Origin of the sequence: uncultured Veillonella sp., from assembly GCF_963551295.1 — a bacterium.
Classification (GTDB): domain Bacteria; phylum Bacillota; class Negativicutes; order Veillonellales; family Veillonellaceae; genus Veillonella.
Genome location: NZ_CAUVFT010000003.1, coordinates 15,732 through 31,098, shown reverse-complemented (window position 1 = coordinate 31,098; position 15,367 = coordinate 15,732). Strand labels below are relative to the sequence as shown.

Below are 15,367 nucleotides of genomic sequence, written 5' to 3'. Positions count from 1 at the left end.
ATATACAAAGTTACTATTTAATATTTGGTATTGCAGGGCGATGTGGGCTACGTTTGCCATACAAATCGTCGATACAATCTTGCACATGTTGACGGAAAATATCATGAATCGCTTCATATTCACCTAGAGCACTATGAATTGGTTTAACCTCATATCCTGCTCCAGCGAGTTCATTCACTATGCTATCCTCTTCGTCACCAAATAAATCATTTTGTGCATGATCCCCGAGTACCAATAATAAAGGATGTACATAAATTGTTTTTGGGCGTTTACCATCAAGCCATTCCCAAGGCATTGCTACATCTGACACATATGGTGCGTTTTCAAGTACAGCAATACGCACATTCATAAGTCCATTACGGATTAGCTTAAACTGTAAATTACCATATGAAGAATTGCCAGAACCAAGACCTCCATGACCAACCAATAACAAACCATCATCTTTGGAAATATTAAGAGATTTAATGAAACGATCAATCAAAATTTGGTAATCATCTGGATGCTCTTCTTGTCCCATGTAGTATACGAGAGGTCTACCTACACGCAATACTTCAAGTTGACCTTCCCCTTCATGAGCAAGGATATTATTTTTTAATTTATCAAACTCTTCACCTCCGGTGAAATGAAGTGGCTGCACATATACATGTGTATAACCTTCTTGAATCAGTTTTTCTAACGCCCCTTGTTCAGTAGGAATCTCAATACCACGCTCACGTAAGCGCTTAACGATGATACGAGACGAAAAAGCTAATTCTACAGTATAATCCGGATACGATTTACGAATATGTTCTACTACAGAATCAATATTATGTTCACGAGCACTGTCCACAGTGGATCCAAAAGCAACAACTAAGATAGCTTGTTTCATGAAAGTCTCCTTATATTAACTAATAATGTATCTTAATCATACCATAGACCATCCTTTAGGGGCATACCGTGGTACGTATAAAATGGAAATTATTCTTATCTTTCATGGTAAAAGTAAAAATCCTCCTCATTGGATATCCAACAAGGAGGATTTTTATTAATGTGAAGGAGTGCAGTAATGTATGTCTAATTATGTAATAGCAAATATCAAGAAATCAAACCTTGCGCTTCCAAGCGAGAATTTGTCATCACAGGTTTTACGGATTCTCTAGGCATGGGCCGCTTCCGATCAGACATGCGAATAGCTTGACCTAAATGTTTCAAAAATAAATCTTGTACATGTGGATTTTCTCCAAGCCCTTCATTCCAGATGTCAACATTATAGCCTTCCTCAGCGAGTAAAGCATAAATGGAATCGGAACGTTCACCGCCAAGATAGTCCATTAAATGTGTAGAACCTATGAGAGCCAATGGTACAACTAATAAATCTTTATGTCCCATACGATCCAAGAAAGTAAGAGCTTGTTTAAAAGTAGGAAAACCATTTGTAGTAAATACTACTACGTTTGGTGCTGCACCATACATCGCCTTTAATTGCAATGTACTGAACTCTAATTGATTTTGACCATTCGCCATGAGCACAACAGATTTATTAAGTGCTTTTGTATTAACGTGACGAACAATGCTTTCTAATGTTGCTTCATAATCATCGGCATAATTTTTTACACCTAAAGAGGTAAGCAATGGTTTACCGATATTTACCTGGCTAAAACCATATTCATTGCTATGTAAAAATTTTAATGCTTGTTTGCGCATTTGTTGGTAGCACTGATCTGCCACCAATGTAATAGGTTGAATGTACACCTCATCGATACCCATACGAGCGAAATCTTGCATAGTCTCTGTGAAAGAAGAAATCTTATCTTCGTACTTCTCATTCCACTTCTCTACTAATGCATCAGATAAGAACACCCGGCGTACCTCCATATCACTATACATGGAACGTACTTTTTTCTCTATACTGCCAATGGATTTCTCCACAGCATCTTGGTAAATTGATCCAAAGGATGCAATAATTATGCCTTTCATATGTGACCTCCATATTACTCATATATGAAACAATTTTCACAATTGAAAACTGTTATCAACTACTATGTAATAATAGTACAAGATTAATCTATAGAAGTCAATGAGAAAAAATATCAAAATTAACATTTATAACGATCAATTTAGTTGTAGTAACGTTATGGGCCCCATCAAAATAGTCCTAAATAAAAAGGAAAAATAAAATTACTCACATATTCACATATTCATATCCTTATAACCAACAAGAATATAATTATAAAATGTACTATCATACTATATTCATCACATTAATTTATTAATACTTTCTTATTTTCTCTATACTTCTAGGGGTATAGGGTTTATTGACACTCCTTAGCCCCTCTGCTACGATTGATTTAAAGTTATATATATGCGATAAATCCATAGTTCTCATTATATTAGAACTATGTGAATGATTGCATATTAGTGTAGTTATAGTTATAAATTAGGAGTATAGAAATGAGAAAACAATTAGCTTTAGCATCCGCTATTCTAGGTCTTGCAGTATCCTTTGGTGCACCTGTTGTATCTAATGCTGCATATCAATTAAATGAAGAAGTAAAAGATCCTACACCTGCATTAAAAGAGGCATCTACTATTGGTGTTCGCACACATGAAACTAAAGAACTTCAAAATCTTCAAAACAAAGATGCTATCGTTGTTATGAGCTTTGGTACAACTTATAAAGATACTCGTGCGAAAACAATCGATGCAACTGTAGATGCTATTAAAGCAGCTCATCCAAACACAAAAGTAATTACAGCTTTCACAAGCCATATTATTCGTGATCGTATCCAACAAAAAGAAGGTATTACTTACCCAACTCCTGAAGAAGCATTGGCTGAACTTAAAAAAGACGGTTACACTCGCGTTGCATTAGCATCCCTTGATGTAATTCCTGGTATGGAATACAACTACGATACAGCAGTATATAATTTGTACAAAGATAATTTCAAAAAAATGACACTTGGTACATCTCTTATGTACTGGATGGGTCAAGAAAACCAAACTGACCAAGTTATTGAAACATTAAAAGCTGTTCAATCTCAATTCCCTAAATTAGGCAAAGAAGACGCTCTTCTTATCATGGCTCATGGTACTCCAGATCCTTCCAATGCTTACTATTCTGTAATTCAAGACCGTATCCATACTCTTGGTATGAAAAATGTATTCGTCTACACAGTAGAAGGTACTCCAAATCTTGAACAAGTTATCCCTCAATTAAAATTACATGGTATTAAGCACGTTACATTGATGCCATTCATGATGGTTGCAGGCGACCATGCTAACAATGACATGGCTGGTAATGAACCAGATTCCCATAAATCCATCCTTGAAAAAGAAGGCTTCAAAGTTGACACTTACATCCATGGCTTAGGTGAAAATCCTAACATCCGTAACTTATTCGTTGAACGTGCTAACGAAGCTTGGGACGCATTACAAAAATAATCAATCCATAATTTAACTAGTATCGTTATATAACGTACATAGGAGTACATCATGAAAAAACTACTACTTTGTAGTCTCGCTTTGGTCATGGTTGTACTAGCAATAGCTGGGTGTGGTAAATCCACATCCAGCTCTTCTGCTACTACGAAGGAATTGACCTTTAATGGTCAAACCTATACTGTACCAAAGGATCCACAAAAAATTGCTGTATTATCTAATTCTGTTTTATCTATGCTTTATGCTGTCGATGGTAAGGCCATTAGCCGTGCCAATACAACGGATAAACTAGCACCAGAGTTAGAAGCTCTACCCGCTCTTGGTCAAACTGCAAACATCAACATGGAACAACTATTAGGCTTGAAGCCAGATGTGGTATTGGGTTTAGTAAATCAACATAAAAAATATGAATCCCAATTACAAGCTAATAATATTCCAACCGTACTTTTTGATTACGATGGTATTAAAGATAATGTACCAATGTTAACATTCCTTGGCGAGTTAACTAATCATCAAGATAAGGCTAAATCTGTTATTACTACCTATGAAAGCAATATTACCAAGGTAAAAGATGCAGTTAAGAATCAACAGCCTGCACGTGTTGCCGTATTACGTGCCACAGGAAAGGGTGTAACTGCCGAAACTGATGAAGCAGTTACTGCATCCATGGTAAAAGAGCTAGGCATGACAAATGTTGTTGCCTCCCACCTAGAGGGTACAACCAAGGACAAAACTGTCCCTTACTCTCTTGAAACATTGACTGCAGATAATCCTGATATTATCTTTGTTGTTACAATGGGTAAAGAAGAAGAAATTACAAAAGCTATGAAACAAGCTATGACAGATAATCCTGCATGGGCTAATTTAAAAGCTGTACAAAATAACCGCGTAATATACTTACCATCTAAACTATTCCTATTAAACCCAGGACTACAAACACCTGAAGCTATGGCGCGTTTAGTTAAAGAAGCATACGGTATTAATGTTACATTCTAACATATTGCATCATGCGAAAGAGGGCATCCCCCAAATAGGGAATGCCCTCTTTTTTATTAATATCAAGCTACTCAACTAATCCTTTTACGCGTACATATTTTTTATTATCAAATGTATCAAGTTGTACATCTACAGAGAATACATCTCTAAACAACTCATCCGATATTATTTTATTTGTTTCTCCTGACGTTACTAAATGGCCTTCTTTTATAACAGCCATATAATGTGAATATTGAACCGCCTGTGTTAGTTCATGAAGTACCATGAGAACGGTTAAATCTTGTTCCTTATTTAATCGTTTCAATAACTCCATAATTTCTAATTGGTGATTAATATCTAAATATGTTGTAGGTTCGTCTAAGACTAATAATTTTGGTTGCTGTGCTAGCGCCATAGCAATCCAAACGCGTTGCCGTTCACCACCAGATAGGGATGGGATTAATTGTTCTCGCAAATGATTCGTTTTCGTGATATGTAACGCATAGTCAACAATCTCACGATCTTCTTTAGCCGTGTTTTTCCACCACGTTTGGTATGGATACCGTCCACAATATACCAATTCTTCTACAGTCATATCCTTTGGCATATTCGGTACTTGTGGCAAAAATGCCATTTGCCTTGCCAGATTGTTTTGAGAATATGATTGTAACGGTTTATCAAATATGGTAATACATTCATGAGGACTATGGATATATCCGATCATAGATCGTAAAAGCGTACTTTTACCACAACCATTAGGCCCTATTAATGTCGTAATTTTACCGATAGGAACCGATACATTAATGTCATATAGAATATGACGATTGCCAAGAGTTACGGATAACTGTTTTACATCAATAGCGGTATTCATTAGTTATCCCTCCTCAATAGATACAAGAAGAACGGCGCTCCAAAAAATGCCATAATAATGCCCACTGGTACCTCTATAGGGCTCCACATAACTCGTCCTATTGTATCACTGACAACAAGAACTAGGGCGCCTAATAATGCGGATCCAGGCAGTAAATATGCATAGTCATTACCGATTATAAGACGTAACATATGGGGAATAACCAAACCTACAAATCCGATAAGTCCAGCTATACTTACAGCACCAGCCGCTAAAAGAGCAGCCACTGCAGTCATAATAAACCGTGTTTGTTCTACCTTAAGGCCTAATCCCTTTGCAGTTTCATCACCTAAACTTAAAATGGTAAGTCGTTTAGCTCCTAAACAGGCAAAAATAAGACCGACTATAGCATATGGGAACAGCACTTCTACCTGTGGCCAACTGCGTGCAGCGAGTCCCCCTACCATCCAAAGCAATGCTCCTTGTACACGATCACCGAAGAATACAAGTAGTGCTGAAATACCTGAGCCTAAAAAGGCTGCGACCGCAACACCAGCTAAGATAATACGACTAGGTCGCACTCCATTTTTCCATGCTAATGCATACACCATGAGTGCTGCAGCCATAGCACCTAAAAAGGCCACTAAAGGAACTATATGATCATACCCAGGAAATAAAATAAATACGATAACACCAGCTAGTCCTGCACCAGAGGATACCCCTACAATTTGTGGATCCGCTAGGGGGTTTTTCATAACTGCTTGCAAAATTGCACCAGATACAGCTAGACAAGCCCCCACTAACGCAGCTACAATATTGCGAGGCAATCGAATATTCCAAATAATTTGTGAAGATGTATCAGTTAGCTCACTAGACCATAATGTATGCCAAATCTCAGCTAATGATACGGGTGTTGATCCCCAAATAAGAGATATAATCATGCTCGTAATAACGGCGATGATTAAGATACAAATCACTGATACACGAAATAATTTTCGTTCATTACTTGATGCCATATGAACCCCCTCTCAAAAATTAACTACATTTTAAGAGATCTAATACATTATAATTGGCCATGTTCAGCTAATTATTGTGAAAAATATATACAGTAAAACCCGAATCGCAAAACTACTAAAACACGATTCGGGTTTTGTATTATTTAGATTCTTTACCTTCTACAAAAAGCATGTCATTACGTTTTACGTCTGTGTAAAGTAATGCATTGCATACGGAGGCAGCGATTGGGCTACCACCTTTGTTGCCTTTTACAGTGATGTAAGGAACTGGGGATACTTCCATCAAATAGTCTTTAGATTCTGCAGCACCTACGAAGCCTACAGGGATACCAATGATAAGAGCTGGTTTAATGCCTTCTTCAAGAGCAAGGCGCAATACTTCATACAATGCAGTGGGTGCATTACCGATAGCAACGATTTGTCCTTCTAATTGTTTGCCAAAGGTACGCATGGCTGCGATGGAGCGAGTTACACCTAATTCTTTAGCCATTTTAGCTACATTTTCATCTTTAATTAAGCAGTGTACTTCGTTACCGCGAATTTTAAGAGCTGGTTTAGAAATACCTGTGCGAACCATTTCTACATCTGTATAAATATCTGCACCATTATCCAAGGCTTCAATACCTTTTTGAACAGCATCAGGGCTCATTTTTACAAGTTGAGCATATTCAACATCGCCAGACGCATGTACTGTACGAGATACAACGCGCACTTCATCATCTGTTAAGCCTAAATCCTTTACATAATCGTAAATGATTTCCATGCTTTTATCTTCAATAGCTTTAGGATTTTTAACGTAATCCATTCGTGTCCTCCCATAATTTAAAGAATTCATCATTTGATGATACCACGTGACTTTCAAGTTTAACACGGGGTCGATCGATAACAATAACATGGATACCAAGATCCATAGCAGCTTGTAATTTTGTATCAGCACCACCTACAAGTCCAGAGTTCTTCATAACTACAACACTAGCCTTTGTATCGTGGAACATGATACGATTCATATCATAAGAGAATGGACCTTGAACAGCAACGATACGCTTAGGACTCACGTTGAGGTCTTCCATCATTTGTAACACCTCTGCAGTCGGCAAAATACGTGTCCATACTTCACAATCTTGTAAAGCATCAGATTTAGCAAAGATGTGCATTGTCTTACTACCTGTGGTCAAATACACATGTTTATTGTTTTCCTTTGCCAATTTGCCAGCTAAATTAGCGGCTTCTACCTCATCAACTACAATATGCAATTTATCATAGTCTGGCAATGGCACCTCTTTACGTTCAAAGCGAACAAAAGAAATACCTTCAGCTTTTGCTGCATCTTGGGCCGTAGCTGTAACAATAGCAGCATACGGATGGCTTGCATCGATTAATAAACGTACGTTGTGTTCCTTAATCAAATTTTGCATAGCCTTTTGGTCAAGACGGCCCGTATGAACAGTAATGCCCTTATGGGCAGCAAGCTCTGCCCCATACTGACTCACAACAGTAACGAGAACCTCTTCACCTGTCCGTTCTTGAATATCTACCGCTAAGGTACGACCATCCAAGGTACCAGCGATGACCCAAATCATAACTTGTAGCCTCGAGGTGTAATCATACGACCGTTTTCAACATAGGTTTGGCTGTTACCGATAATAACAAGTGTTTGCATATCTACTTCTTCTTTTGTGAAGTTTTCAAGGTCAGAAATTACCATTTGTTGACCTGGACGACCTGCTTTTTGCACGATACCAACAGGTGTTTTAGGATCGCGGTATTTAAGAACGATTTCACGAACTTCATCTAAATGAGTAACGCGTTTTTTACTGCGCGGGTTATACAAAGAGATAACCATGTCACCTTGTGCACAAAGGTCAGCACGTTTTTTAATTAAATCCCATGGAGTCATCAAGTCACTAAGAGAAATAACTGCAAAGTCATGCATCAACGGAGCGCCTAAAACAGAAGCCGCTACGTTTACAGCACTAAGGCCAGGTACGATATCTACGGAAGGACGTTTTTCTGCTGGTACTTTATTAGCAAGTTCCAACACAAGACCTGCCATGCCGTATACGCCAGAGTCACCAGATGATACAACTACGACTTGATGGCCTTCTACCGCTAAATCAACAGCTTGTTGGCAACGATCTACTTCTTGCATCATGGCAGTGCCTACAGTTTCTTTACCTTCGATAAGGTCTTTAATCAAGTCAAGATAAGTCAAATAACCTACAACACGGTCAGCCGCTAAGATGGCTTCGCGCGCTTGAGGTGTCATGAACTCTTCATCGCCAGGCCCAATGCCAATTACTTTGATGTTACCTGTGCAATGGCTACCGTTGTTTTGGGATAAATTGTTTTGTGCTGTATTAGTGTTCGGCTCTTGGCCGCTAGTAATGCCGTTGTCTCGCATACGTTTCCTACTCCTATAGTTCCTTTTACAAAATTAGATTCTTTTAATTTTTCTTCTTCAATGAGTGGTGCCATCTCGTCTTGTGTATAGAACACGATAGGCCACCCCATAATTTGCATAGCCTCTAACAGGCCTACTTCATCTTGTTTAACGATGACCGATGCCGCCGTTACAATGCTCTTTGGTGAAAGCTTATGCTCTGCCAAGGATTGTTGAATGGCGTCAAGGATCAATTCCTTTGGCGTATCTCTACGACAACCAATCCCCATCGTATACGTACGAGGGCGTAAAATCAATTGATGACCATGTTCGATAATCACCTTATCAGTAATTACAACCCGAGATAAGCCCTCTTCAGCACTATCGTTTCTACAAGGGATAGACTCGAGTTGCTCCAAAGAAACAACGTGAACCGTACCATGTTCACCAATATGATTTTTTGCAGATTGCGCTAAATGCGCTGCATTCGGCAAGCTTTCGTCGATGTAATAATCAACCCGTTCGCCCCCAACAATGGCAGAGTTTACATTGATTAATGTTTGAAAATCATCTACCAACAGATGCTCGTGGCGCGCCAACACATCAGGCGCTGGCAATCCGTTTACATCCGTTGCGGTTGTGATAACAGGGTCCGCATCAATGGCCAGCGAAATGGACTGCGTCCATTCGTTGGCGCCCCCAAGGTGACCAGATAATAAGCTGATAACATGGTGCCCTACTTCGTCCATTACGACTACCGCAGGATCCTTAGATTTATGTTCAATATACGGTGCAATCATGCGCACTACAATACCAAGTGCCATAATGCATAACACTTGGTCGTAATCCTTGAAAATTTGTCCAATATGGTTTTTAAGGGAATCAAAATAGATAGCCTCTCCACCAGAGGGACGGGTTTCCTTTTCAAAGCAATCCGCATGGGGTGCCACTAAAGACTTGATGCGTTGACCTAGCTTCGCACCTCGTTCGGAAACGGAAAGAATAGCCGTTCTATTTTTCTTAGTTCCCGTCATAGGCGCACCAGTTTCTAGTTCTTTCATTATACTAGTCCTTAGCACTGCGGTACATGTGAGCAAAGCCTTTATCATAGAGTTTAGACAATTCGTATTCACTATCTAATACATGGCTTACAACGATCATAGCTTGGCGCAATACGCCTTCTTTAGCTACGATGTCCGCAATAGTTTCCAATGTGCCACGAATAATGCGTTGGTCTGGCCAAGATGCTTTTACCACGATAGCCACTGGAGTCGTTTTGTCATAACCGCCCTCGATGAGTTCAGCTACAACCTTATCTAACATTTGAACGCTAAGGAAAATACACATTGTCGCTTCATGAGATGCTAACATGCGCAATTTTTCCTTTGGAGGCATCGGTGTACGACCTTCCATACGCGTAATAATGACTGTTTGAGATACATTTGGCAATGTATATTCTTGTTTCAATGCCGCAGCTGTAGCAAGGAAAGAGCTTACACCTGGTACGACTTCATAAGAAATCCCCATGCTAGCAAGTGCATCCATTTGCTCTTGAATAGCACCATAAATAGCAGGGTCACCTGTATGAAGGCGAACTACGCTTTTACCAGCCTCAACAGAAGCTTTCATAACAGCCAATACCTCATCAAGGTTCATAGTAGCACTGTTATGGATTTCACAACCTGGTTTACAAGCCTCTAAAATGACAGGGTTTACCAAGGAGCCCGCGTAAATAACAACGTCTGCCTCTTGCACTAAACGATACCCTTTACGAGTAATTAACTCAGGATCTCCAGGGCCTGCGCCTACGATATGTACGTCAACCATATTACTCTCCTTCTGCGATACGCGTTGCAGATACGATAAAAATCGGACTCAATGGGTCTAACAAATGATAGGGACCAGCTTTGCGGTAACGGCTGATGGACATTTGGTACCCTTCATAGGTGAAAGGACGTCCTTTCAACTCTTTAAGGATGGTATAACCAGTTTCCATCGTTACAGCGGTTACAACTAGACGACCACCAATTTTTAATAGACGTTGTGCCTCATCCATGATGCCTGTCATACCGCCAGCACTGCCGCCGATAATAACCGCATCAAGCTCAGGCAATTCTTCCATGCCTTCCGGAGCTTTGGACTTGATAACAGTCATATTAGTTACATTAAATTTCTTCATGTTCTCATTGATAAGGTCGATGCCTTTATCAAAGCGCTCAATCGCATATACATGCCCTTTAGGAGCTGCCAAGGCTGCTTCAATAGAAATAGAGCCCGTACCAGCACCTACGTCAAGGACAATGCTATCCTCCTCGATGCGCGCCTCGTTCATAACAGCCTTGCGAATCTCGCATTTTGTCATCGGCACGTCACCGCGGATAAATTCCTCATCGGGAATTCCGAAAAAATGTCTCATCCTAGTACCACCATTACAGAATGACCAAAGCCTTCAAGCTCAGTTAACACCTCTAGCGTGGAGTCTACAATTTTTTCATCATCATAACTCAAACGCTCTAGCGCTGCCGCTCTCGTTTCTTTTGGCCAACCTGCATCTATTAAAATACGCGCAATATGCGCTGGATTATATTCAGGATCCGTCAAGAATCCCATCTTTTTACCTGCTTCATATACGAGTTTTTCGGGCGCCGGTTGACGACCGTGAAAGCTCATTAAATCCGCATCATGCCATACCTCATTAAGACGGGCAAAAGCAAAGGTCATAGAGCTAATGCCTGGCACCACCTCAATAGGGTTAGCAGTAAATTTTTTCTTTAAATAGGGCAATAAGCTATAATAGCCTGTATCGCCACTAACCATAACGACTACGTCATGGTTGTTGAGCTCACGCTCAATTTGCTCGGCTAATACGCTGAGCTTACCTGTTACAGGATATGTAGTTTGGCCAGGCTCTTGAAAGTCCTCTAAAGAACGTTCACTGCCTACCAATACTGTAGCATGTTTAATTAAAGTAAGGCCTCTAGGCACCACATAATCAGGATTACCCGGACCAATGCCTACGATATACAAGGTATGTGCCAATGTTCAAGTTCTCCTATCTCTTTTGCATGCTTATCCATAGCCAAAATTTCACCTTTTAAGGTCGTAATGATGATCCCTACTTCAGCTTCGTTAGCAATATAGCGCTCACTACGTAGAGATGCACGATCTACCACACGTTGGTATACACCAGTCAATCCTTCTCGCTCCAAGATAGGAAATGTAGACTCTGTGGTTTGGCAATTAAATAACTCTTCACACACCTCTTGGGATGCTCCTTCTAAAGCAGCATAGGCCACGATACTTTCCATACGGCCATCACTCATGCGATTATGAGTATGGAAGCTACCACTAGCTAGTTTGATTAACTTACCGATATGACCGATAATTAAGATTCGCTTAAATCCAATCTGTACAGCCTTTTCAAGCATAAATCCGATAAAGTTACTCGTTTCTGCCATTTGGTTCTTATGGATACCTAATACTTGCTCTGCAAGATCTTGACCAATACGCCCCGGTACGAGAACAGCTGTTTCACATCCGTTAGCCTTCATAACTTTCAACTGTGGCACTAACGAGTTCTTAAACCCTTCTTCACTCATAGGCTTAACAATACCGGTGGTACCAATAATGGAAATGCCACCTTCGATACCAAGTGTATGATTTAATGTTTTCTTGGCTAATACCTTACCATTAGGAACACTAACGGTTACCGTTACACCTTGACCATGGACACAATGTTCTTCAAAAACTATTTTCATCATTGCTCGGGGCCCTGGATTGATAGCCGGTTCTCCTGGCGGCATAGCAAGACCTGGTTTCGTTACAGTACCTACACCAAAGCCCGCTCGAAATCGCAGTTCACCAGTATCATCAAGGGTCACTGTCGTTTCCACATCATTACCATGAGTTACATCAGGATCGTCGCCGCCGTCTTTCATGACGGTTACCTTCGCCTCTATATCAGATATAACCTCTACCGCTTTAATAGGAACCTCAATATATTGACCTTGAGGGTTTTCGATGACCACTTGGTCCACAATATTCTTATCTAAGAGGGCCAATAAACCAGCTTTCATACCTGCCGTAGCACATGAACCTGTGGTATAGCCACCCTTCATGTCCTCCACTTTCATAAGGCCTCCTACACTGATAGTATTAGCGACTCAAACGAGTCTAACTAACCCTATCCTATGGACATATAGTATTAAGAACGGAAGTTAACGAATTGCAATTCTACAGGGATATCCAATTGTTTTAGCATTTGGATTACTGCTTGCAAATCATCTTTATCCTTACCAGATACACGCACTTGATCCTCTTGAATAGATGCTTGTACCTTAATTTTCATGTTTTTAATTGCTTTTACTACTTCTTTAGCATTTTCTTTGGTGATGCCTTTTTTAATAGTAATGATTTGACGAACTGTTGCACCTGCTGCTGGTTCAACTTTTCCGTAATCAAGATTTTTAATCGCTACGTTACGTTTAACCATCTTGCCTTTTAATACATCGATAATGGCATTCAATTTGTATTCATCATCACCGATGATTTTGATAGTGTCGCCTTCAAGACTAATTTCCGCTTTAGAGCCACGGAAATCATAACGCGTACCAATTTCTTTTTTTGCTTGGTTTACCGCATTATCTACTTCCTGCATATCCACTTCAGACACAACGTCAAAGGAACAATCTTTAGCCATTTTATACCTCCTACACCTGAACCTGTTGGGCATAAGGTTCATAGCATTACTTTCATCATCCTCATATTCCAAGTGAAAGTGTAAAACTACACCAAAACGGAATACATCTCTATAATTATACCTTAAAACAGGCTTATTTTCTAGGTAAATCGATTTTCTTAATTATAATTGTTAGCTATGTATTAATGAAGCTTTTATAAGTATAGTGAAAGTTCTCTAATACGGTTATGCAACGCAATACATAACACAAATAATATAAAAAACTAGCAACATACATAATATATGTACATTGCTAGTTCTATATAACGCTATTCTGTTGTATTTAGTCTATAGCTAAGAACTATACTAAAAAAACTAATTAAGCCAGAACTAAAGGCAATACAAATTCAAAAGAATTCTACAACCAATTATATTATAAAACGTTTACCGCATCATATGTAGGTTGTACAAGCCATTCACCTTTGGAGTTCATGATTCCCCATTTGCCTTTAGACTTAACAGAGCTGAAACCATGGTTAAAGGACTTAGCGTCTTCAATAAGTTTGTTTGTATCTCTAAATAAAATATGACCATTATTATCTATGATTATATAGCCCTCTTTACCAGTATGAACCCATGTTACAGTATCGTTGTTGAACGGTTCAATAGTTGCTTCTGTTTGAGCAGAATACAAGGATTTACCACTATTCATATCGATAAGGTTTTTAACATGATCTTTCACAACTACTAAACGATCAGTCCCTGCAAAGGAAATAGAATCATATTTAAAGGATACCACTTGCTTACCTGTTGATACATCGAAAATGCCCCATTTATCATTCTTATTATCCTTTAAAGCTAATAGACCATTTAATTTATCCATTTCACCTGCATCGTAATCGCCTGGTTGAATAACAACTTCACCTTTACGGTTCACAAAGTATAAGTTACCAGCATCTTTGATTACCGTACCATAAGCTGTGATAGGCCATACTTTATCTTTTTTGCTGTCAATAACAATATTACCAGAGCGATCGATATAGCCACGTTTTGCACCATCATAGGCAAAACCACCTACGTGATAATGTTGACCACCTAAAAGCGCACCTCCAAGGATACCGCCCACGATGAAGCCACCTACAAGGCCACCTAAATTAAAGCCACTCACGGAGCGGCGGTATTCAGCCAGACCATTACGGTATCTATATACCTCTTTAGATGGAGCATTAAATAATTCTTTACCAGTACCATCAATAGCTACAATTTTACCTTTAGCATTTTTAACAAAAGCACGGTCTTCGCTAAATCCAGTCACGATTTGACGGAATTGTGGAGCAATCACTACTTTGTCATCAGTAGTTTTAAAGCCATATTTACCTTTTTCTTTAAACTCTACATAGGAATCACTTGGATACTCTTGAGTTGCTTCTTGTTTAACACGTTCTTTTAAAGCTTCCTCTTCAGAGATTTCCACACCCTTAGGTGTAACCCAAGTTTCTGTTTTCTTATCTACTTGAGCTAACACATTGCCTGTTTTATAATCAACATCTTTAATTTCTTTGTACTTAGGTTCAATAGCAACAGTACCATCTGGACGAATAATACCCCATTTACCACCTTGTTTCATAGCTGCCAATACACCATGTTCAAGCACTTCGTCATTTTTGAAAGTAGTGCCTTTACCAGATTTCAAAGATTTAGGAGCATTGCGATAAGGGTTTAATGCGCTCGCCACATCAGCTGCGATATAGCCAGAAAGTGCACTACGCTCTTCAATTTTTTGAGGGGTCATAACGCCTACACTAGCTTTTGTGCTTTTAGTGGAGCTAGAGCTCTCTGTACGAACAGTAGAAGTTGATGTAGTCGTTGTATGTTGCTCACGGGTTACACGTGTACTAGTAGATGTTGGTGTATCGTGGTTTGTTACCGTTGTACTACTAGTAGATGTTGTAGTAGATGCCGCAAAAGTTGTTGTAGACATAGCCGCTAACACACATGCGACTAATACAGATTTCTTGTTAATATTCATAAACCTCTCCTTTTATAGAATA

16 protein-coding genes are annotated in these 15,367 nt (G+C 39.4%); 2 read left to right on the top strand and 14 right to left on the bottom strand.

Annotated features, from left to right (window positions below):
- Positions 1-13: 13 nt before the first annotated feature.
- Positions 14-868 (bottom strand): sirohydrochlorin cobaltochelatase, encoded by an 855-nt coding sequence (locus RYO55_RS01125; RefSeq protein ID WP_295815737.1) that lies wholly within the window; start codon positions 866-868, stop codon positions 14-16.
- Positions 869-1,074: 206 nt separating this feature from the next.
- Positions 1,075-1,956, bottom strand: coding sequence for a sirohydrochlorin cobaltochelatase (locus RYO55_RS01120; protein ID WP_295815739.1), 882 nt, complete (start codon positions 1,954-1,956; stop codon positions 1,075-1,077).
- A 474-nt stretch (positions 1,957-2,430) separates the two neighbouring features.
- Here RYO55_RS01120 and RYO55_RS01115 point away from each other — a divergent pair, with 474 nt between their 5' ends.
- Together RYO55_RS01115 and RYO55_RS01110 are read left to right on the top strand one after the other, a co-directional pair.
- Positions 2,431-3,420 carry a sirohydrochlorin cobaltochelatase gene (locus RYO55_RS01115; RefSeq protein WP_295815741.1) on the top strand — a complete coding sequence of 330 codons (990 nt, stop codon included), beginning with the start codon at positions 2,431-2,433 and terminating at the stop codon, positions 3,418-3,420.
- Between the two features lie 51 nt (positions 3,421-3,471).
- The gene (locus RYO55_RS01110; protein ID WP_295815742.1) at positions 3,472-4,413 is read left to right on the top strand and encodes an ABC transporter substrate-binding protein; all 942 of its coding nucleotides are present in this window, start codon (positions 3,472-3,474) and stop codon (positions 4,411-4,413) included.
- Positions 4,414-4,480: 67 nt separating this feature from the next.
- On the opposite strand, the gene RYO55_RS01105 is transcribed toward RYO55_RS01110, so the two are convergent.
- The 12 genes from RYO55_RS01105 to RYO55_RS01050 form a co-directional block, all read right to left on the bottom strand.
- On the bottom strand, positions 4,481-5,263 hold the full coding sequence (locus RYO55_RS01105) for an ABC transporter ATP-binding protein (protein ID WP_295815744.1): 783 nt from the start codon (positions 5,261-5,263) through the stop codon (positions 4,481-4,483).
- A complete protein-coding gene (locus tag RYO55_RS01100) occupies positions 5,263-6,258 on the bottom strand; it encodes an iron ABC transporter permease (protein ID WP_314983796.1) in 996 nt (331 codons plus the stop codon). Before RYO55_RS01100 ends, RYO55_RS01105 begins: the two co-directional genes overlap by 1 nt.
- Before the next feature lie 139 nt (positions 6,259-6,397).
- Positions 6,398-7,063 (bottom strand): precorrin-8X methylmutase, encoded by a 666-nt coding sequence (locus tag RYO55_RS01095; RefSeq protein ID WP_004696261.1) that lies wholly within the window; start codon positions 7,061-7,063, stop codon positions 6,398-6,400.
- Entirely contained in the window at positions 7,050-7,838 is a 789-nt protein-coding gene (gene cobK / locus RYO55_RS01090) for a precorrin-6A reductase (protein ID WP_314983793.1), read from the bottom strand. The genes RYO55_RS01095 and cobK overlap by 14 nt, the downstream gene beginning before the upstream one ends.
- The gene (cobJ, locus tag RYO55_RS01085) at positions 7,835-8,524 is read right to left on the bottom strand and encodes a precorrin-3B C(17)-methyltransferase (RefSeq protein ID WP_009351748.1); all 690 of its coding nucleotides are present in this window, start codon (positions 8,522-8,524) and stop codon (positions 7,835-7,837) included. Before cobJ ends, cobK begins: the two co-directional genes overlap by 4 nt.
- Positions 8,525-8,553: 29 nt before the next feature.
- Positions 8,554-9,699 (bottom strand): cobalt-precorrin 5A hydrolase, encoded by a 1,146-nt coding sequence (locus tag RYO55_RS01080; RefSeq protein ID WP_314983792.1) that lies wholly within the window; start codon positions 9,697-9,699, stop codon positions 8,554-8,556.
- A 4-nt stretch (positions 9,700-9,703) separates the two neighbouring features.
- On the bottom strand, positions 9,704-10,465 hold the full coding sequence (gene cobM, locus RYO55_RS01075; protein WP_295815751.1) for a precorrin-4 C(11)-methyltransferase: 762 nt from the start codon (positions 10,463-10,465) through the stop codon (positions 9,704-9,706).
- Between the two features lies 1 nt (position 10,466).
- Complete coding sequence (gene cbiT, locus RYO55_RS01070) at positions 10,467-11,054, bottom strand: precorrin-6Y C5,15-methyltransferase (decarboxylating) subunit CbiT (RefSeq protein WP_295815752.1); 588 nt, start codon at positions 11,052-11,054, stop codon at positions 10,467-10,469.
- The gene (cbiE, locus tag RYO55_RS01065) at positions 11,051-11,677 is read right to left on the bottom strand and encodes a precorrin-6y C5,15-methyltransferase (decarboxylating) subunit CbiE (RefSeq protein WP_295815754.1); all 627 of its coding nucleotides are present in this window, start codon (positions 11,675-11,677) and stop codon (positions 11,051-11,053) included. Before cbiE ends, cbiT begins: the two co-directional genes overlap by 4 nt.
- On the bottom strand, positions 11,653-12,771 hold the full coding sequence (cbiD, locus tag RYO55_RS01060) for a cobalt-precorrin-5B (C(1))-methyltransferase CbiD (protein WP_215675539.1): 1,119 nt from the start codon (positions 12,769-12,771) through the stop codon (positions 11,653-11,655). Before cbiD ends, cbiE begins: the two co-directional genes overlap by 25 nt.
- 71 nt (positions 12,772-12,842) lie before the next feature.
- On the bottom strand, positions 12,843-13,337 hold the full coding sequence (locus tag RYO55_RS01055) for a YajQ family cyclic di-GMP-binding protein (RefSeq protein ID WP_004696277.1): 495 nt from the start codon (positions 13,335-13,337) through the stop codon (positions 12,843-12,845).
- Between the two features lie 412 nt (positions 13,338-13,749).
- Positions 13,750-15,345: a WG repeat-containing protein gene (locus RYO55_RS01050; RefSeq protein WP_314983790.1), complete on the bottom strand. Its 1,596-nt coding sequence runs from the start codon at positions 15,343-15,345 to the stop codon at positions 13,750-13,752.
- Between the last annotated feature and the right edge of the window lie 22 nt (positions 15,346-15,367).